Annotated in this window: 18 protein-coding genes; 9 read left to right on the forward strand and 9 right to left on the reverse strand. The window is 55.5% G+C overall.

The features are described 5' to 3' along the window. The first annotated feature begins 140 nt into the window (after positions 1 to 140). On the forward strand, positions 141 to 623 hold the full coding sequence (locus WNY39_RS17530) for a CreA family protein (RefSeq protein ID WP_342847629.1): 483 nt from the start codon (positions 141 to 143) through the stop codon (positions 621 to 623). A gap of 94 nt (positions 624 to 717) precedes the next feature. Next, entirely contained in the window at positions 718 to 1,875 is a 1,158-nt protein-coding gene (locus WNY39_RS17535) for a lytic murein transglycosylase (protein WP_342847631.1), read from the forward strand. 30 nt (positions 1,876 to 1,905) lie between these two features. On the opposite strand, the gene WNY39_RS17540 is transcribed toward WNY39_RS17535, so the two are convergent. The 3 genes from WNY39_RS17540 to WNY39_RS17550 all read right to left on the reverse strand — a co-directional run bounded on the left by WNY39_RS17540 (position 1,906) and on the right by WNY39_RS17550 (position 6,924). Continuing rightward, positions 1,906 to 3,573, reverse strand: coding sequence for a GMC family oxidoreductase N-terminal domain-containing protein (locus WNY39_RS17540; protein ID WP_342847633.1), 1,668 nt, complete (start codon positions 3,571 to 3,573; stop codon positions 1,906 to 1,908). Positions 3,574 to 3,773: 200 nt separating this feature from the next. Then, entirely contained in the window at positions 3,774 to 5,819 is a 2,046-nt protein-coding gene (locus WNY39_RS17545; protein WP_342847635.1) for an NADH:flavin oxidoreductase, read from the reverse strand. 88 nt (positions 5,820 to 5,907) lie between these two features. Beyond that, positions 5,908 to 6,924 (reverse strand): glycosyltransferase family 2 protein, encoded by a 1,017-nt coding sequence (locus WNY39_RS17550; protein WP_342847637.1) that lies wholly within the window; start codon positions 6,922 to 6,924, stop codon positions 5,908 to 5,910. A 195-nt stretch (positions 6,925 to 7,119) separates the two neighbouring features. Between WNY39_RS17550 and WNY39_RS17555 the strand changes: the two genes are divergently transcribed. Further along, complete coding sequence (locus WNY39_RS17555) at positions 7,120 to 7,926, forward strand: hypothetical protein (RefSeq protein WP_342847639.1); 807 nt, start codon at positions 7,120 to 7,122, stop codon at positions 7,924 to 7,926. A 75-nt stretch (positions 7,927 to 8,001) separates the two neighbouring features. Beyond that, a complete protein-coding gene (locus WNY39_RS17560; protein ID WP_342847641.1) occupies positions 8,002 to 9,756 on the forward strand; it encodes a glycosyltransferase family 2 protein in 1,755 nt (584 codons plus the stop codon). 63 nt (positions 9,757 to 9,819) lie between these two features. On the opposite strand, the gene WNY39_RS17565 is transcribed toward WNY39_RS17560, so the two are convergent. Beyond that, positions 9,820 to 10,896, reverse strand: a complete 1,077-nt coding sequence (locus WNY39_RS17565) for a glycosyltransferase family 61 protein (protein WP_342847643.1) — start codon at positions 10,894 to 10,896, stop codon at positions 9,820 to 9,822. Positions 10,897 to 11,070: 174 nt separating this feature from the next. On the opposite strand from WNY39_RS17565, the gene WNY39_RS17570 reads away from it, so the two are divergent. After that, entirely contained in the window at positions 11,071 to 11,976 is a 906-nt protein-coding gene (locus WNY39_RS17570) for an alpha/beta hydrolase (protein ID WP_342847645.1), read from the forward strand. Between the two features lie 49 nt (positions 11,977 to 12,025). On the opposite strand, the gene WNY39_RS17575 is transcribed toward WNY39_RS17570, so the two are convergent. After that, the gene (locus WNY39_RS17575; protein WP_342847647.1) at positions 12,026 to 12,730 is read right to left on the reverse strand and encodes a hypothetical protein; all 705 of its coding nucleotides are present in this window, start codon (positions 12,728 to 12,730) and stop codon (positions 12,026 to 12,028) included. A 338-nt stretch (positions 12,731 to 13,068) separates the two neighbouring features. Between WNY39_RS17575 and WNY39_RS17580 the strand changes: the two genes are divergently transcribed. Together WNY39_RS17580 and WNY39_RS17585 are read left to right on the forward strand one after the other, a co-directional pair. Continuing rightward, positions 13,069 to 13,956: a hypothetical protein gene (locus WNY39_RS17580; protein WP_342847649.1), complete on the forward strand. Its 888-nt coding sequence runs from the start codon at positions 13,069 to 13,071 to the stop codon at positions 13,954 to 13,956. Between the two features lie 182 nt (positions 13,957 to 14,138). Then, a complete protein-coding gene (locus WNY39_RS17585; protein ID WP_342847651.1) occupies positions 14,139 to 15,314 on the forward strand; it encodes a cytochrome P450 in 1,176 nt (391 codons plus the stop codon). 21 nt (positions 15,315 to 15,335) lie between these two features. On the opposite strand, the gene WNY39_RS17590 is transcribed toward WNY39_RS17585, so the two are convergent. Genes WNY39_RS17590 through pcaC form a run of 4 tightly spaced genes read right to left on the reverse strand, consistent with a single transcriptional unit; the run spans position 15,336 to position 17,878 of the window. Beyond that, positions 15,336 to 16,172, reverse strand: coding sequence for a 3-keto-5-aminohexanoate cleavage protein (locus tag WNY39_RS17590; RefSeq protein ID WP_342847653.1), 837 nt, complete (start codon positions 16,170 to 16,172; stop codon positions 15,336 to 15,338). Further along, positions 16,165 to 16,770 (reverse strand): protocatechuate 3,4-dioxygenase subunit alpha, encoded by a 606-nt coding sequence (pcaG, locus tag WNY39_RS17595; RefSeq protein ID WP_342847655.1) that lies wholly within the window; start codon positions 16,768 to 16,770, stop codon positions 16,165 to 16,167. Before pcaG ends, WNY39_RS17590 begins: the two co-directional genes overlap by 8 nt. Further along, the gene (gene pcaH / locus WNY39_RS17600) at positions 16,770 to 17,501 is read right to left on the reverse strand and encodes a protocatechuate 3,4-dioxygenase subunit beta (protein WP_342847657.1); all 732 of its coding nucleotides are present in this window, start codon (positions 17,499 to 17,501) and stop codon (positions 16,770 to 16,772) included. The genes pcaG and pcaH overlap by 1 nt, the downstream gene beginning before the upstream one ends. Further along, on the reverse strand, positions 17,498 to 17,878 hold the full coding sequence (gene pcaC, locus WNY39_RS17605; RefSeq protein ID WP_342847659.1) for a 4-carboxymuconolactone decarboxylase: 381 nt from the start codon (positions 17,876 to 17,878) through the stop codon (positions 17,498 to 17,500). The genes pcaH and pcaC overlap by 4 nt, the downstream gene beginning before the upstream one ends. Before the next feature lie 90 nt (positions 17,879 to 17,968). On the opposite strand from pcaC, the gene WNY39_RS17610 reads away from it, so the two are divergent. After that, positions 17,969 to 18,868, forward strand: a complete 900-nt coding sequence (locus WNY39_RS17610; RefSeq protein ID WP_342847661.1) for a LysR substrate-binding domain-containing protein — start codon at positions 17,969 to 17,971, stop codon at positions 18,866 to 18,868. Between the two features lie 163 nt (positions 18,869 to 19,031). After that, a partial coding sequence (locus WNY39_RS17615; RefSeq protein WP_342845393.1) for an alcohol dehydrogenase catalytic domain-containing protein occupies positions 19,032 to 19,777 on the forward strand: 746 nt, incomplete at its 3' end.

Consider the following 19,777-nt stretch of genomic DNA (forward strand, 5'->3'; position numbering starts at 1 on the left):
AATAAATGCGTATCTCTCTAAACGATAACAATACAAAACGCCCGCTTAGGATAATCCCTAAGCGGGCGCTTTGCGTTGGAAAATAGCCAAAATATAATACAAGCACCTACCAACGGAACCTTCTTCATTCTGGCGCGTATATGATCATGAACACACAAAAACACCCCACCCGCATTCTTTGTGCACTAGCTGCGCTCGTCGTCTCCCCCTTGTCCACCGCGGCTGAAACGGTCGGCAACGTTGACGTAGACTGGCTAGGCAACGACATCGTCGTCGAAGCGGTGGCCGATCCTAAGGTTAAGGGCGTGACCTGTCATCTGGCCTATTTTGAGCGCGGTATTATTGACCGGTTGCAAAAGGGCAACTGGTTCGAAGACCCGTCGAATTCGTCGATTTCTTGCCGTCAAACCGGACCGATTGAAATTGGCGATATCGAGCGTGATGACGAGGGCGAGACTGTATTCACCGAGCGCCGATCGGTCATTTTTAAGACTTTGAACGTGAAGCGTATCTACGATGAGGCGAACAACACCTTGATCTACATCAGCCACGCCCGCGATGTGCAAAACGGGTCGGCTAAGATGTCGATGTCGACCGTCCCGCTATACGTGCCGGGCAACTAGGCAAAGGATTGCCGCCAGGGAACTGCCCCTTTGCGCCGTTTACGAGTTGGGGTAACCTGCCGCTAAAGCCACAACAATAAAGGGCGCAGGCAGAATGGGCATTTCACGTAGGAATTTTACAATCGGATTGGGGGCCTTAGGCCTTGCGGCATGCCAAGGGCGGGGCAACGTCACTTCCTTTTCGTCGCGGAGCGAGGGTGCATTAACCGCAGATTTAATGCCGCAACCGAATGCGAGTTATGATGCATGGGTTGCGTCCTTCAAGGCGCGCGCAGTGGGGCAGGGTATTTCGCCCGCCACATTGCGACAAGGTTTTGCCGGGGCGGGATATTTGCCCGGCGTCGTAAAGCGTGATCGTAACCAAACCGAATTTAGCCGAACGCTTGAGGATTATCTTGCGATCGCTGCGTCTGACGAACGGGTCAGCAAAGGCCGCGCCGCCTTTACCCGGCACCGGGCCGTTCTGCGCCAGATCGAGGGGCGCTATGGCGTGCCAGCCGAGGTGGTCACAGCCGTGTGGGGGCTTGAGAGCTTTTACGGAGAGCGGCGGGGCAATGTGCCTGTTGTATCGGCCACGTCAACCTTGGCTTATGATGGCAGGCGCGGGTCTTTCTTTGAAAAACAGCTGATTGCGGCGCTGAAAATTCTTGAGCGGGGCGATGTCTCTGCCCGGGGTTTGACCGGCAGTTGGGCTGGTGCCATGGGGCACACCCAGTTTATTCCCACATCTTATCAAGCCTTTGCTGTAGATTTTAACGGTGATGGGCGGCGTGATATTTGGTCGGATGACCCAACTGATTCATTGGCATCCACCGCTGCGTATCTTGCCAAGTCCGGTTGGAAATCCGGTCAGAAATGGGGCGGAGAGATGGGAACGGCAGCCGCCAGTTCCGCGACACCGCTCAAGATTTTGCAGCCCGACGCGGGCGGACCACGGTTTGCGGTGTTTGGCAATTTTAATGCCATCAAGCGCTACAACAACTCTGACAACTACGCGATTGGGGTGGGGCATTTGTCTGACCGCATTGCGGGCGGCGGGCCTATTCGGGCCAGCTTTGGTCCCGATAAATACGGGCTGACCATCGAGGATCGCAAAGCGCTTCAGGAAAAACTGACCGCGCGCGGGTTTGATACCGGCGGTACCGACGGGGTGATCGGCCCCAACAGCCGCAAGGCCATCGCGGCCTATCAGCAATCGGTTGGGTTGCCCACGACAGGTGATCCGTCGCCGTCACTACTGCAACGCCTGTAGTGATGTAATAACGACCGGCTGCGCGGTGGCTTATTGGCCTGCCAATATCCAGCGCGCAGCCTTTTCGGCGATCATGATGGTGGGGGCATTGGTGTTGCCGCTGGTAATCTCGGGCATGACCGACGCATCCACGACGCGCAGGCCCGCCACACCTTTCATCCGCAGGTGCGGGTCCAGAACGGCCGTCGGGTCATCCTTGCGGCCCATTTTGACGGTGCCAACGGGGTGAAAGATCGTGCTGGCGATGTCGCCTGCCAAACGGGCCAAGTCCTCGTCGCTTTGGTATTGTACGCCGGGTTTGTGTTCTTGGGGGGCATAGGGCTTCATTGCAGGTTGGGCCATGATGTCACGCACTTGGCGCAGGCTTTCGGCGGCGACTTGGCGGTCTTCTTCGGTATCCAGATAATTCGGCGTGATCTTGGGTGCGTCGCGGAAGTCGGATGATGCAATCCGCACATGGCCACGGCTGGTCGGGTTCAGGTTACAAACGCTAACCGTCATGGCAGGGAAATCATGCAGATCCTCGCCAAAGGCCTCAAGGCTAAGCGGTTGCACATGGTATTCAAGATTTGCATGCGCCCGCTTAGGGTTGGACCGCGAAAATGCGCCCAATTGGCTTGGTGACATGCTCATCGGGCCGGAGCGTTTGAGCAGATATTCCAGCCCGATCTTGGCCTTGCCAAAAAGCGAATTGGCCAAGGTGTTCAGGGTCTGTGTGCCCTTTATCTTGAACACCGCGCGAATTTGCAGGTGGTCTTGGAGGTTTTCACCAACAAAGGGTTGGTCCATCACCACGTCTATCCCATGCTCTTTGAGCATTGCGGCGGGGCCTATCCCGGACAGCTGCAGTATTTGAGGAGAGTTCACAGCACCGGCGGACAGCACGGTTTCCTTGACCGCCGTCACGGTGACGGGCACACCCTTGTGGTGCACTTTGGCCCCAGTACAGCGCAGGCGTCCGTTGCTGTCTTTGTCGAATGTCAGTTTTTCAACCTGCGCGTCGGTCCAGATGGTCAGGTTGGGGCGTTTCTTTGCAGGGCGCAGGAACGCCTTTGAGGTGTTCCAACGCCAGCCAGAGCGCTGGTTTACGTCAAAATACCCGACGCCCGCATTGTCACCGCTGTTGAAGTCATCGGTTTTCTGAATGCCGGTGTCGGCCGCAGCATCGGCAAAACTGTCCAGAACATCCCATCGCAAACGTTGTTTTTCGATCCGCCATTCACCGCCGTGGCCGTGCATGTCCGAAAACCGGCTGTTGTCGCCGGTGACCGGATCGGCCCCGTCATCCAATTTATAGTGGTCTTCGTGGGCCTTGAAGTCGGCCAGCGCGTTTTGCCAGTTCCAATCTTCCTCGCCGGTCAGCTTGGCCCAATTGTCGTAATCCCGCGCTTGCCCGCGCATATAGATCATGCCGTTGATTGACGAACACCCGCCCAACGTCTTGCCGCGGGGGTAAAGAAGCGCGCGACCGTTCAACCCCTTGTCGGGTTCTGTTTTATACATCCAGTCGGCGCGCGGGTTGCCGATGCAATAAAGATAGCCGATCGGGATGTGGACCCAGGGATAGGTGTCGGGTTTTCCGGCTTCTAACAGCAGTACGCGGTTGGCCGGATCGGCGCTCAGCCTGTTGGCCATCAGGCACCCGGCAGACCCGCCGCCGATTACAATATAGTCATAGCTGTTTGATCCGTCAGACATCGCGCCATTCACCCATCGCTTGTTTCACTCTTGACCAAGGGTCCAGCGGCACGAACGCCGCGCAGGTGAACCTTAGTGTCAATTTTAACGAAGGGGTATCGGGAATATCGATTTCGGTATTTGTTGAGCCTTAAGAATATCTTGTGTGGTTCAGCGGCGGTATAGGAAGCCCGTGTGCCGCGTATTAAATTGGGAGGGTTCTACAAATCCTTGACCAAGCGCAAAGCGTCATAAATCGCTGCATGTGTATTGCGCGCCGACACCGCGTCGCCGATACGAAACAGCCAGAATGTTGCGTCGTCATTCCAGTCCATCGTTTGCGGCTCCCCTGCGATCAACGCCTCATAATCAACCGCGCCTTCATTCTTTGACAGCGGTTTGAGCGAGAAATACAGGTCATCCATCGGCAAGGTGCCGTAGTTCACCACCACCTGATCATACTCTTGTTCCCGCGTGAAATCGCTGTAATCGGTGCCTATTGTGGCGATCAGCTTGTTGCCCGCGCGCGCGACCCCCAGCAGCCGCCGCGTCACGGTAAAGGTCACATCCTTATCCTGTAAAGACCGCATATAGGGGACAAGGTTCATCGCCATAATTTCGGAGGCAAAGCTGCGATCCGGGGTCATCACTTCGACTTTGGCACCCGCGTGAGCGGCAACCTCAGCGGCTTGAAGTCCGGGATGATCGCCGCTTTCGTCGTAGATGAGGATATTTTCGGCAGGCTTTACATCACCCGAGATGATGTCCCACGAAGACACCACATTTTCGGCCTCGACCCCTGTTTCAAACAGTTCGGTATTGGGCAGACCGCCTGTGGCGATGATCACCACGTCGGGGGTGTGCTGCGCAATCGTGTCTTCATCCGCCCATGTGTTGAAATGAAACACCACATCGCGGGCGGCACATTGTGCCATGCGCCAATCGATGATCGACATCATCTCGCGGCGGCGGGTGCTTTGGGCGGTCAGTCTGATCTGCCCGCCGGGATCAGGCTGGGCCTCGATCACGGTAACTTGGTGACCACGTTCAGCAGCAACACGGGCGGCTTCCAGCCCGGCGGGGCCTGCGCCGACAATAACGAATTTGCGCTTGATCAGTGCGGGTTGAATGCTGTGTGGCATCGTCAGCTCGCGCCCCGTGGCGGCGTTGTGGATGCACAGGGCCTCGCCGCCTTGATAGATACGGTCCAGACAATAGGTCGCCCCGACGCAGGGGCGGATGTCATCCTCGCGCCCCTCGACGATTTTTTGCACGATATGCGGATCGGCCATATGCGCGCGGGTCATCCCGACCATATCAAGCAGCCCTGCCGCCACCGCATGGCGCGCTGTTGCCACGTCTTGGATGCGTGCGGCGTGAAACGTGGGCATGCCAGTCGCCTGTTTCACCGCGCCTGCGAAATCCAGATGCGGGGCGCTTTGCATCCCTTGCACAGGGATCACATCGGTCATCGCCGGATCCGTGTGTATGCGCCCCTTGATCACATTCAGGAAATCCAGCTGGCCGGATGCGGCTAGTTTCTTGGATATTTCAAGCCCTTCTTCTGCGGTGATCCCGCCTTTTTGCGCCTCGTCCGCTGTGTATCTGAACCCCACGATGAAATCGTCGCCAACCCGTTTGCGCACGGCGGCCAGCACATCCATGGGAAAGCGCATCCGGTTTTCCAACGTGTCAGCACCGTAAGGGCCAACCAAGTCATTGGTGAGCGGCGACCAGAACTGATCAAGCAGATGGCCGTAAACCTGCAACTCGATCCCGTCCATGCCGCCATGTTTCATCCGTTCGGCGGCGTCTGCAAAATCGGTGATGATCCTGTCGATGTCCCAATCTTCGATCAGTTTGGGAAAGGCGCGGTGCGCAGGTTCGCGGTGTTTCGACGATGACACCGACGGTAGCCAATCGCCCTTGTTCCACGTGGTGCGTCGCCCAAGATGTGTCAGCTGGATCATGACCGCGCAGCCATGTTCGTGGCATGCATCGGTCAGGTTGGTGATCCACGGCACGACCTCGTCCTTATAGGCCAAGACGTTGTTGAACACAGGCGGGCTGTCCTTGGAAACGGCCGCCGATCCCGCTGTCATTGCCAAGGCTACGCCAGCCTTTGCACGCTCTGCGTGATAGGCGCGGTAGCGGTCTTTGGGCATCCCGTCTTCGGGGTACGCGGGTTCGTGACTGGTCGTCATGATCCGGTTGCGTAAAGTCAGATGCTTAAGCTGGTACGGCTGCAGCAGCGGATCGGTAGACATGGCAGACCTCTTGGGCAAGATTAAGTGCCGTAAGGGTGCAACTGAACTTGTTTGCAATCAACTCTATTCGCGCCGCTCGGTGGTCTGGTTACGTCTGAGCAAGACGCCGTAAATGCGCGTGCGTTTGGTCTTGGGTCGGGGGGGTGCTGCCCGCCAAAAGCGTTAAGTGCCAATAAAATTGGATTTCGGCAGGGTCGTTCATAAGCGCTGCAAAAGCATCTTGGTGCCATGCGACGGCGCGCTGATGGGCCGCCTGCACCTTCGGAAGCGCGTGCAGCTTTGCCATCTCGGCCCGCGTGTTGATGAACATCGGGTCAATCGTGCTGTCTTGGACTGTGTTGAAATTCCGTTCAGCCCAATAGTGCAGATCAAGGCGCTTGGTCATGCGATTGGGCAGGCCGCGCCCGCGTTTAACCATAAATTCAGCCGCGGATCGCAGGGAATAATGGTTCAGCCGCGCGCGTGCCGTGGTTTGCATCAGGCCAAACAGATTGATCCGGCTGTCATCATGGGCGAAGTCATCGCTGGCGGGCTGTGCCGCACCCAGCGACCAACGCGTCGGTTTGCTGCGCTTGGTCTTGGGGCGGTGCACGCCAAGTTTTTGAAATTTCTCTGGGCGAAACAAGGTTTTGAAAAAATGGCCCGCTGGCAGGAAAAACGGATCGGGGGCGCACATGGTAAAACGCTCAACCGTCGGCTGGTCGGTGAACTCCATCTGCTCTGCTGCACTAAAGAACCGCCAGGGTAGGGCGATAGCATCCGTCTCCTCGCCGACCGACGCGATCAGATCGCCGAAGGTTCCCATCGGTGCCTCAAGGCACAGGAATTCATCGCAATCAAAAAAGATCACCCAATCGGCTGCCTTGATCAGCGGATGTGCATCGGCCAATCGCATGGCCTGCCATTGTACCGATTTGTTGCCCGCCGGCTGAAACGGCACATGCGTGACCCCCGGCAAAAGGTCCAGCAGATCGGGGGTGCCGTCGTCGCAATCATGGGTGAAGATCAAAAAATCCGTGACGCCCGACGCACGGTGGTGGGCGATCCATTCCAGGCAATAGGGCCCTTCGTTTCGCATGCAGGTTACAGCAAGGATACGTGTCACGGGGGGCGTCACCTTGGATTGGATCATTTGCGTTGCTCAAATGACTCTCACGCGCGCCGCTTCAAGTCAATCTTGGGCGGCAGCCCCGCCATAGGCCCGAGGATTCTTTACAAGCATAGCTGCGCCAAGCTAATCTTGGGGTTGAGCAGATACATACGACGTAGCCAGAATATCGTCATCAGAGAGGCCTGAATTATGAATGACCGTCGCCCCGTCGCGTCGCTTTGGATTGGTGAAAAGCTTCACTATCTTAACCAGCTTTGTCTGAAATCCCATGTGGTCGCGGGGCATAAGACGATCCTGTATTGCGCCGACAAGGTGGACAACGCCCCCGAAGGGGTAGAGGTGCGCCCCGCGTCCGATATTATGGAAATCGACCGCGCCTTGGTCGAGGCCACCAGCGCGTCGTTTCTGTCGAATGTGTTCCGCTATAAAATGATCCAAAAGATCGGTGCGATCTGGATCGATTGCGATGCGTTTTGTCACCAGCCCTTTCCCGAAGATGATGAATATATCTTTGGCCGTCATGGCATGTCGGGCGCGTTGAACTGTGGCGTTGTGGGCCTGCCCCAAGAATGCGAGCTGATGGATCAGTTGCTGGATTACTATGACAACCTGCCGGATTATCCTGCATGGTGGAACAAGAACCAGCGCCGCAAATACGACCGCCAAGACCCCAAATTAACCCATGCCCACCGGATTTATAACGCCGAGCGCACGGCATTTGGCCCGCAGGCATTTACCTATTTCGCCAAGCAAACCGGCCAGTATGAAAAGGCCAGCGAACGCGAAGTGCTGTATCCGGTGCCGTTCCAGTTGAACGACATCTTTTACGATCCCTATGGCCGGGTTGAGGGGCATTTCACCGATAAAACCCTTTCGGTGCATCTGTATACCAATGGCACGAAACCGTGGTGGGAAAAGCACGAACCGCTGCCCGGTTCCTATGCCGCGCGGATGTGCGAAAAGATCGGCATCGATCCATCCAAGGCGCTGCGCTAACCGCCAGATCAAAGGCCCAAAGCCATCAATCTGAAACCGCATAAAAGCCCCCACGGCAAGCTTCTGGCCATCTCGATGATGAAGGACGAGGCACCGTTTCTGCTGGAATGGTATGCCCATCATCTGGCCGTGGGGTTTACCAAAATCCTAGTCTACACGAACGACTGTTCCGACGGCACCGACGACATGTTGATCCGGCTCGAAGAGCTGGGTCTGGGCTATCACCGTCGCAACGATATTCCCGAAGGTGTGAAACCGCAGCCCTCGGCAATGAAATATGCGCAGGTTGAGCCCAAAGTGACCGAGGCCGACTGGATTTTGATGTTCGATGCGGACGAGTTTTTGTGCATCAACTATGGCGATGGCACGTTGGACCCGATGCTGAATGCGGCGGGCGACGCCAACGGTATCGTCATCACATGGCGGATTTTCGGGTCGGGCAATGTGGTCGATTGGTCGCGCGATCCGGTGTCTGAACAGTATCTTTATGCGGCACCCCCGACATGGAACAAGGGCTGGGGCGTGAAGACGCTGTTCAAGTTTGACCCGGACAAATGGAAGATCGGCATCCACCGCCCGTCGATCAAAAACAAGCATCTTGAGACCGGCTTCCCTGACACGGTCAAGTGGCTGAACGGCTCCGGTCTCCCGATGGAGGATTACTTTAAATTTCGCGGCTGGCGGTCGATCCGCCGCACCGTCGGCTATCAATGGGCCCAGATGAACCACTATGCGGTGAAATCCATCGACAGCTATGCGATCCGCAAGCTGCGCGGGAACGTGAACAACAAGAAAGACAAATATAACGCCGACTACTGGTCGCTTCAGGACCGTAACGAGGTCTATGACGACAAGATCCTGCGCTATACCGAGCGGCGCAAACAGATCATGGATGAATTGTTGACCGACCCTGTTTTGGCGCGTCTGCATTGGGCTGCGATTGACCGGGTCGAGGCGCGGCTTGATGAATACCGCAAGACCGATGCCTATGCCGCGCTGAAAGCGTCGCTGATCGAAGCATCAAAGGTGCCGATCACCCAGATCGTCGCCAAGCCGCCCAAGGCGCGTAACCCCGCCGAGATCGCAGCGCTGATGTCGCAGGTCGAGAAATCGAACGCCAACCGTCCGATTGAGGAGCGCCGCACGAAACCCGAGGCGGGCTTTGCCGATGTGGGCGAGGGCGGGGATGGCTTTGTGCCCGGTGAGATTGATGTAAGCGCCGAGACGGCCGTCGAATGGGTCGATAATCACGGCATTGCCTTGCCCGCCGACGTGCGCATTTTCGCGCAAAATACGCTCGATCTGGTTATACGCGGCAAATACCAGCGCCGCTTGGCCCGCAGGATCGGACGGGTGGTCGAGGACGGCCAAAAGCTGCTTGATCTGGGGGCAGGGGTCGGGTTTCTGTCGATATTCACCGCGAAACAACTGCCGCAAGTCACTGTCATCGCCCAAGAGGACAACGCATCCCGGATACAGATCATGCGCAATATTCTGTCCCATAATGAATTGGCGCTGGGCGACCGTCTGCACATGCCAACTGATCAGATTGTGTTTGCCGGTGATGATGCCAAGACCGTTGCGCAGATCAACCAGATGATCGCGGATGAAAAGCCCGACGTACTGCGCGCCAGCTATGCACAGATCGGCGCAAAGCTGCTAAGCGCGGTCACATTGGGCAGCGTCAAACGGATCGTTTTAACTGGCCCTGCGATCGGGACATTCCTGCGCGAGTATCAGCAGATAGATAACCCGACCCTGATCCCGTCGGAAGAGTTGAGCATGCCGGAGTTTATCATTGTTGAAAATAAGTCCGCTAATTCTTCTTAGGCACGTATTCAAACGCCTTTTCACAGCATTGAGAAGTACGTTAAAAACTTAACCCTTCGGCCGTTAAACGACAGGCACGCGGCGCATATTTTTCTCGTGCATTTCAGCAAATGCAGTTTTGAGAATAGGATCGACAGCATATTCTGGTGTAGGCCCGTCCGCAATAAAACCGTGCTCTACGAGTGATTTATGCAGTTTTTCAAAATCAAGCTCGCCCATGGAGCGGAAATCAACACGTTTCGCCGCCTCATCCACCCAGCTTGCCTGCAAAGCATCAAGGCTGAACACTTTCGCACCTGCGAACAATTCGACTTGTTTTGCCAACCCGTCCAGAAGGTTTGCATGGCGACGTAGTATCATTCCCACACGCGCACCAGGTTGAAGGGCGTAAGCAGCCATATGCAGCGCAGATCCGTCCAGGCAGACCAATTCTCGTGCTGCTTTATATCGCGCAAGCTGATCTGGAATACTGTGTCTCTGGGGATGGAATATTTCATACCCATTTGCTTGCATAACGGCTTCGATCAGCAATTCACCAACGACGCCGCCCCGCTTGTCCATTAGCGCGCTGCGTGACACATACAGACGTTCCGCGCCTTCGGGCTTGATCACTGCAGCAACTTGCGCGCGTGTGTAATCGCGGTACCTTTGAGAGCCAAGAATGCGGGCATGATGGCCAAAGCCGGGATCAGGGACGACGATATTTTCGACCTGTGTTGGCTCCCGAACAACGCGCAGTGGCTTAGATCCGCTTAAGATGTCCAAGAACGGGCCGTATCGCTTTTGCGCCTGTCCGACGCCGCCATTTCTGAATGGCGTAAAAATGACGCCGTCTATGTCTTCTGCAAGTTCATCGAGGGCCCACAAACGCGCTGTCGATTCCAAAAGAAAATGCCCGAAATGCGCGCGCAGCCATCCGCCATACAGGTAATTGCCTTTCAGCAGTGGCATCTCGCTTTCGGCGACGGGTAATTGCGGTGCCAGCGAGGCGCGTTTTGGCCCCATAACCCCGCGCGAAAATTCGCAAAATTCGCCGTCGCTGTTCAGCACCCCGCAGGTGTTGTCTTGGGCATGTGGAAAGACGACAGCATTTTGTAATTTTACGAAAGTGTCGGATAGTCCACCAAAACGATTTTTCATTACCAGCCTGCTTTGCGCTTAGTTCTGCTACCCTTTAGGATGTGGATTGGGTTCTTTTTCTTTAAAGTTGCGTATATTCATTGTAAAGATTTTGTCCGACTATAGGTTTCGGAATGATCTATTATTAGCGTTATTGTGGCGCAGAAATTGAAGAATTTTGATTATTAGCCCGCTATGATAGAAAATGAATCCCCGCAAAGCCTTGAAGAAGGCATCAAGTCGGATTGTTTCGTTTTTAAGGGCGAGCACAGTGATATAACCGCGATCAAACGATCAGATATCCTGTTGGTAACATTTGACAATCTAGCATCTATTGATGAACGACCGAAAGATGGGCCGTGGAAGCCATGGCTAAACGACCGCGCTGAGGCGCTTGGTTACAGTATTTTGGGCATGCAAAGCCATAATAAGGATTGGTACAGAAGGCCAGATGCCGCTGCGCAAATAGGATCGCTCCAAAAAATTGGCTACTTTGATCAGTTTAGCCGTGTGCTTTTTGTCGGTGCATCAATGGGTGGCTTTGCTGCGCTTTGCTTTGCCCACCTTGTCCCCAAGGCTCGCGTTCTGGCGTTTAGCCCGCAATCCACACTCAACCGTGACATCGCCCCTTTTGAGCGGCGGTACCCTTGGCCCTACAGAAAGTTTGATTGGGACACACCAGCCTATCTAGACGCGGCTGAGCATGTGGAGGGAATAGCCGGTGGCCACATATTTTTCGATCCACATGTCGGCGAAGACGCACAACACGTTCAAAGGCTATCAACATCAGAGCTGAAGAATGTCAAAATCCCGTTTTCTGGGCATACACTTATTCGAACGATCGCAAAATCCGGAGCGCTTGAGCTCTTGATACAAGAGATAGCTGAAACGGGGGAGCTGAGCACCGCTTTTTGGCGTAAAATGCGCAACCGTCGCAAAGACCCGCGTTGGGCAAAGTCATTCTTGCAAGCTGCATCTGCACGACACGGCAGTGGCCTTGCTCGACGAGCTTGCGATATAATGTGGGCTGAGTACGAGTATCCGTTTGCTCGCCGTATTCGAAAGAGGATTGTACAGCGCACGAAGCAAAAGACAGATTAGCCTAAATGTGAGCTACCCACAGTCTGCACGCAACAGTGATATGCCATTTTTAGTAGTCAATATAATGACTTTGAATTACCTGTTTCGGCTCACCATCTCGCGGCTGTTTCTGAACGACATAAAATATGAATTGAGGGTCGTTATAGCGGTGTTCCATGCCGCGCCGACTATCCGTCGGGTCTTGGATTTCACGCGGCGCGCCTCTTCCTTTACGGGTAAAGGTCCAACACCCGAGCATTTTATATCCAAGGCTGGCGACCCAATAACGCCAGGGAATATCTGGCCCGACTTGGTAAAAACCATGTCCGAACCACCCATCAGTGCCGACACAAGATACAAATATGCCTTGGTCCTTAAGCATAGCGTCAACGTTGCGGAACGATTGAGCAATATCAAATACATGCTCAGTGGTCCCTCCATCATAGACTAGGTCGAATTTATCGGTGAGATCGGAGCCTACTGGCACGGACAGATCATGGATATATTCAGCCCCTTCAATATCCGAGAAATCCAAGCTCTCACATTTTGGCCAGCCGATCGTATTCAAATAGGTTTCGCAAAATCCGTCCTCTTGAAATAGATCCTCTGCAGTTGCCGAAATGCCCTGCTCCTCCAGCTCGGATATGAGCCTCGGTGTCCAGCCGGCAGGCTTGAAATGCATCTTCTGCCGGCCCAACATAACGCCGTTTTTACAGTCTTTTAGAAGTGGCGTGATGGATGCTAGTTGGACAGCAATGTTAATGCTAATTCCCATAATTTCCCTAAGTATCTGTATCTATGATGATGTTGTGCAGCATTGCCTGTGTTTTCTCAAGCGCGATTGGTTTTAAGGGAAGTAACCTCGGCCGTAGTGCGCGAATGCTGCAATGAAATGGACCTTTCATATTTGGTTTTGGAGCCCAGGCAGGTTGACTATTATTTCACGTCACACCACTGATATAAAAATGCAAATTTGTCTTTCTCGATGCAGATGAGCGGCTGCACTGCTAGAAAAACCGGCCCGCAAGCATTGTATGCAAGCGGCTGGTTACTGGCATTCAGTTTGAGCACTAACTTCGGGCGCAGTTGCCGTTGGAAGCAAGGAACCCACCTGTGAGCAATTCAGACCCGTCGTTAACTATTTTTTACATAGTTGAACCACCTGAGTATGAGATCATGGCGAGCTACCTTCTTGCTTCGATCCGCACGCGTTTTCCAGGCGACGTAAAGGCAATCGGCTATTGTCCTGAGCATCGGTATGATGAACTGCACCCTGCCGTCCATATCGCCCATGAGAAGATGGGGGCTGAGATCAGAACGTTTAAGTCGGATGGGCGTTTTGACCCTGCATACCCCCATGGCAATAAAATTCTGGCATGCCTCGAACCGCGTGAAACCGAATGGTCAATGTTTGTTGATTCAGATGTGTTGTTCATTCGCGATAACCTCCCCGAGAACATCATAAAGCCGGGTCATGTTTCCTGTTCACTTGCAGCGTCGATGGTCTGGGCCGAGCAATCAATCTGGGATGACATATATGCTGCTTTAGAAATGGATATTCCTGCTGAAAGGTATCACTTGATGCGGCGTAGCAAAGAGCCGGTGATCCCATATTTCAGTTCTGGATTGGTGGCCTTCCCAGAGAATGACACGACAGGAAAGGGGCGGTTTCCAGATGTCTGGTATGACACCGCCAAAATCGTAGACAGGATCGATACGTTAGAGCGCCGCCGACCTTACTTAGATCAAATGACATTACCCGCGGCCATTCTGAGAGCCGGGCTGTCGTGGAATATACTACCCGAAGAGCAACATTTTATTTTGGGTGGCATATTAAGAAATCAACCTTTGCCCTCCGATAAGGAAATCTACACAATTCACTACCGAAATATGAATATTCTTCGCGAAATTGAAAAACTTGGAGAGGCGCGTCGCAATCACAAACGGCTAACCGGAGAAAAATTTGTCCGTCGTCTGGCACCAAATGAAACGGAGAATTAGGGTTTCACGATTTAACCCCGATACGTTTCTGAGGGTGATGTCGCGAAGCGTGGCGTGTGCAGATCCACCTCTTGCAAACAAATTTTTGACGGTGTGACACTTCCGATTGCCTAAATTTGGCTTGCTCGCTAACGTTCGGTCCTAGAACATTCTGTGCAGGACTGACCTTGGGAGGGGGACCAATGCCGTTAGCACCGCTAGACGAGGCAATAACCATCGCTGATCTGACACGTGATCCCTATCCGATCTATGCGCGGTTGCGGTCGCAAAGCCCTGTGTTGCGGGTCAAATCTTTGGGGCGGACATTGCTGACCAAGGCGGCGGATACCCGCGCTGTGAAAGGGAACCCGGCGCTGTTCAGCACCAATGATCCCAACACTCCGATGGAAAAGGCGTTCGAGGCGCATACCCTGATGCGTAAGGACGGCGATGCCCATCTGCGTGAACGCATGGCGATGGTGCCGACATTTTCGGCCCGCAATATCAAGACGATCTGGGTGCCATCCTATGAACGCCACGCTAGCGATTATCTGGACCGTCTACCCCGTGACGAGGTGATTGATCTCTTCCCGATGCTGGCCGGCCCGCTTGCGGCGCGTATCCTAGCCGAGATTTTGGGCATGCCCGACGCATCTGACGCCGACATGCAGCATTGGTCGCAGGCGTTGATTGACGGGGCTGGCAACTTTGGCTGGGCGGACGAGCCGTTTGAACGGGTAGCGGCCGCCAATATCGAGATGAATGCAGAGATCGCGCGCATGGTGGATCGCCTCGAGGCCGACCCCGATCAATCCGCGCTGTCGGTGATGGTCAATGCGGATGAGCCTATAGAGATGAGCCAGATAATTGCGAACATTAAAATTGCGATCGGCGGTGGGATTAACGAACCCCGTGACGCGCTGCTGACCATCCTTTACGGTTTGCTGACCAACCCCGATCAGCTAGAAGAGGTTAAATCAAAAGGCAAATGGGGCGACGCATTTGAAGAAGGCGTGCGCTGGGTGGCCCCCATTCAGGTCAGCTCGCGCGTGGCGATTGAGGATACGGAAATCAGGGGTTTCACTATTCCCAAAGGCGACGTGGTGATGACTTCGCAAGCATCGGCCAACCACGATGAGGACGTGTTCGAGGACGGACACCTGTATAATGCGTTTCGCAATGCCTCGGCCCATCAGTCGTTTGGTAACGGGCCGCATCACTGCATGGGCATCCACATCTCGCGCCACACGGTGGGCAAGGTGCTGCTGCCAATGCTGTTTGAACGTTTCCCAAGTATGGAACTGGTGGACCCCGCAAGCGTGGTCTGGTCCGGTTTTGGATTTCGCGGACCGTTGAACCTGCCCGTGCGCCTGAACTGACGCAGCGGGCAGGCTGGTTTCTTAGACGGTCACGCTACGCAGACCCAAAATCTGGCGGGCTTGCTGCCATGTGGCGACGGGGCGCTCGTATTTCTCGCACAGGTCGGCGGCGCGCTTGATCAACGCTGCGTTTGACGGGGCCAGTGTGTTGCGGTCTAGGCGCACGTTATCCTCTAGGCCCGCGCGGGTGTGGCCGCCTGCGGCAATCGCCCATTCATTCACAACGATCTGATTAGGGCCAATGCCCGCAGCACACCATGCTGCATCAGGCGCGCGCGCCTTGACCTGTTCAACATAGAAATCGAACACGGTTTTATCGGCAGGCATCGCGTTTTTCACGCCCATGACGAATTGCACATAAAGCCGCCCAAACAGCTTGCCGTCCTTGTGGTGCTGGATCGCTTGCAGGATGTGGCTCAGGTCAAAGGCTTCGACTTCGGGCACGACCTCGTATTTGCGCATTTCCGAGGCCAGCCAGTCGACCAAATCCGGCGGGTTCTCGTAAACGCGGGTGGGGAAGTTATTCGACCCCACCGACAGCGATGCCATATCAGGGCGCAGCGACAACATACCGCCGCGGGTTTTTCCGGCACCGGAACGCCCACCGGTCGAGAACTGGATAATCATGCCGGGGCAGTGTTTTTCCAGCCCTTCCTTGAGGCGGGCAAATTTTTCAGGGTCCGATGATGGCGTTTCATCATCATTGCGCACATGGGCGTGGCAAATGCTGGCCCCGGCCTCAAATGCCTCGTGGGTGCTTTCAATCTGTTCGGCGATCGAAATGGGCACATTTGGGTTGGCCGCTTTGGTGGGGACGCTGCCGGTAATGGCCACGCAAAGGATACAAGGATCAGACATCTAGAAATACCGTTTCTTTCTCGCCCTGAAGATGGATATCAAACCGATAGACGCCATCGGTTTCGAGCCGCGCGATCAGGGTCGGCACGCGGTTTTGATGTTCGATGCGCATCAGCAGCGGGTCGGCGCTGTTGTCGGCATCGGGGAAATACATGCGGGTGTGCAGGCCAATATTGATGCCCCGCGCCACGATCCAGAATGTGATATGCGGGGCCATCATCCGCCCGTCTGGAAACGGCACGGCACCGGGGCGGATCGTGTCAAACGCCCATTCGCCGGTGTCATAATCCCCCGCCTTGCGCCCCCATCCGGTAAAGTTCGGGTCCGCAGCCCCGCGCGGATCATTATTGGGGTAAATCCCATCGGCATCGGCTTGCCATATCTCGACCATCGCATCTTTTAGCGGGGTCCCTGTGCCGTCATATACGATGCCTTTGATCGTGATCCGCTCGCCTTTTGTATCGGCATTGACCATCGTATCGCCCAGATCATGGGGGTAGACACCTTTGATGTCGCAGAAATTCGGCACGCAGCCGATATGCACGTAAGGGCCAGCGGTCTGGGATGCGCTTTCCTTGAGGTGTTTTAGCTCTTGCATCAATTGCCCTCCTTGCGGTTCTCGAACAGGGTCGATCTGCGGCCGCGCAGGACCATATCGAACTTATAGGCGCGCGCGTCCATGGGCACGGTGTTTTCCATATCCAACGGCGCGATCAACTGCTCAATCGCCTCGCGTGACGGGATCGTTTCCACGATGGGGCATTTCCAGATCAGGGGATCGCCTTCGAAATACATCTGCGTAATCAGACGCTGGGCAAAGCCGCTGCCAAATAGGGAAAAGTGGATATGCGCCGGGCGCCAGTCATTCGCGCGGTTGGGCCAGGGATAGGCACCGGGCTTGATCGTGCGGAAGCTATAGCCGCCGTTTTCATCGGTCACCGTACGCCCGCAGCCGCCAAAATTGGGGTCAAGCGGGGCAAGATAACCCTCTTTCTTGTGACGATAGCGCCCGCCTGCATTGGCCTGCCAAAACTCAAGCAGCACCCCCGGAATGCCGCGACCGTTTTGATCCAGCACGCGGCCATGCACGATGATCCGCTCACCAATCGCCATCTCACCCTCAGTGGCGTAATTCAGGATCAGATCATTATCCAAAGCACCTAAGATGTTGTGACCAAATACCGGCCCCGTCTGTTCGCTAAGGGTCGTGTTCATCGAAATCAGCGCCTTTTGCGGCGACCGCACGACAGAGGTTTTGTAACTGGGTGTAAAGGCCGGCGGCTGCCAGCTGCGGTCGCGGTGAAAGAACGCGCCGTTTTGATCGGTCATAGGTCTACTCCCATTTCCTTATAGGTCTGTTTGGCCAGTTTAAGCGCATGGTTCGCCTTTGGCACCCCCGCATAGATGGCGACATGTTGAAAGGCTTCCATCACATCTGTCATGCTTGCCCCGGTGTTCGCCGTGGCGCGGATATGCATGGGGATTTCTTCGAAATTGCCGGTGGCTGCCAACAGTGCTAGCGTCAGCATCGACCGTTCGCGATGGGTGATATTGTCGCTGGACCAAACGGTTCCCCAGGCACCTTCGGTGATAAGCGTCTGAAACGGCTGGTCAAAATCGGTCTTCGCGGCTTCGGCTTTGTCAACATGTGCATCACCCAAAACCTTGCGGCGGGTTTTCATACCGGTCTCGTATTTGTCTGACATTCTCCGCTCCCTCTGGAATTGGTGTAGGTTTCGCATAACATTTACCCTAAAGATATTGAGAAACACAGGAATTTGCATAACCATGCAGTTATGGAACTAGACCCCCGCCTGCGCTTGCGCCACATCTCGACGTTTTTAGACATCGCCCAAGCCGGGTCTATTGTGGCGGCGGCGGATCAGTTGGGGGTTAGCCAGCCCGCCGTGTCCAAAACCCTGCGCGAACTTGAGGATATCCTAGGCCAGCAATTGTTCGACCGCTCCTTGCGTCAGCTTCGGTTGAATAAGGCCGGGCAGGCGTTTCAAAAGCTTGCTGGCTCCGCCATGACAACGCTGCTGCGCGCCACACGTCAGGGGAACGGGACCGCGCAAACGCGGCTGGCCATCGGTGCATTGCCAACAGCGGCAACGCAACTGGTGCCTCGCGCCGCAATCCGCTTTCGCACCGTGCAGCCGCAATGCCTGGTACGGGTGTCCACCGGCCCGAACTGGCTGCTGTTGTCGCAACTGCGCGAGGGGCGTTTGGATCTGGTGGTGGGCCGCATGGCGGATGCTGAACGGATGGAAGGGCTAAGCTTTCGCCAGCTTTACACCGAAGACGTCGTCGCTGTCGTGCGTGCTGGCCACCCTTGGGTGGACGACTTTGACGCCGATGCCCTTGGCCGGTTCCCCCTGATCCTGCCGCCGCCCGGTGCCGTGATCGGCCCGCTCGTCCGGGCGTATTTGCGCAGCATTGGCCAAAATGATCTGACCCCCGCATTCGAAACAGTATCCCTTGCCTTTGGCCGTCAGGTTTTGATTGAAACCGATGCGATCTGGTTCATCTCGCGCGGGGTTGTCGCGCAAGAGCTGGCGCAGGGCAGTCTGCGCGCCATTCCCTTGAATGCGCCGATGATGGCGGGGCCGGTGGGGATCAGTCTGCGCCAAAACGTGCCCGAAAGCGCTGAAATCGCGGCGATGATTGATGCGTTGCAATTTGCGACGATCCAGTAACGACGCCGTATTTTCTAGTGCCATATTTCCAAATGGACCTAAATCCCGGGGGAGGGGCCGCAGCGCTGCCACGGGGGCTGGCCCCCGGTCGCCACGTGCATTAGATAATATTACCAGCCAATATCTGCCTCTGACGGCACACAGAAAAAGGATACTCCAGATGATGAGAACACGAGCGGCAGTAGCTGTTGAGGCGGGTAAACCGCTTGAGGTCATGGAGGTGAACCTTGAGGGTCCCAAGCGGGGCGAGGTTTTGGTTGAGATGAAGGCCACGGGCCTGTGTCACACCGATGAATTCACCCGCTCGGGCGACGATCCCGAAGGGATTTTTCCCGCCATTCTGGGCCACGAGGGCGCAGGCATCGTGATGGAGATCGGCGAGGGCGTGACCACGCTTGAGGTCGGCGATCACGTGATCCCGCTTTACACGCCCGAATGCCGCGAATGCGAGTATTGCCTGTCGGGGAAAACCAACCTGTGTCAGGCCATCCGCGTCACCCAAGGCCAAGGGCTGCTGCCCGATGGCACCACGCGGTTTTCGATGCTCGATGGCACGCCGATCCACCATTATATGGGCTGCTCGACCTTTGCCAACCACACGGTTGTGCCTGAAATCGCGCTGGCCAAGGTCCGCAAGGACGCGCCGTTTGATAAAATCTGCTATATCGGCTGCGGCGTCACGACGGGCATTGGCGCGGTGATCAACACCGCCAAAGTCGAGATCGGCGCGCGCTGCGTTGTATTCGGGCTGGGCGGCATTGGCCTGAACGTGATCCAAGGGTTGCGGCTGGCCGGTGCGGACCAAATCGTGGGCGTCGATCTGAACGACGATAAGGAAGAAACCGGTCGCTACTTCGGCATGACCGATTTTGTGAACCCGTCCAAGGTTGACGGCGACATGGTGGCCCA

Origin of the sequence: Sulfitobacter sp. AS59 (assembly GCF_038899995.1) — a bacterium.
In the GTDB taxonomy this organism is placed as follows: Bacteria; Pseudomonadota; Alphaproteobacteria; order Rhodobacterales; family Rhodobacteraceae; genus Sulfitobacter.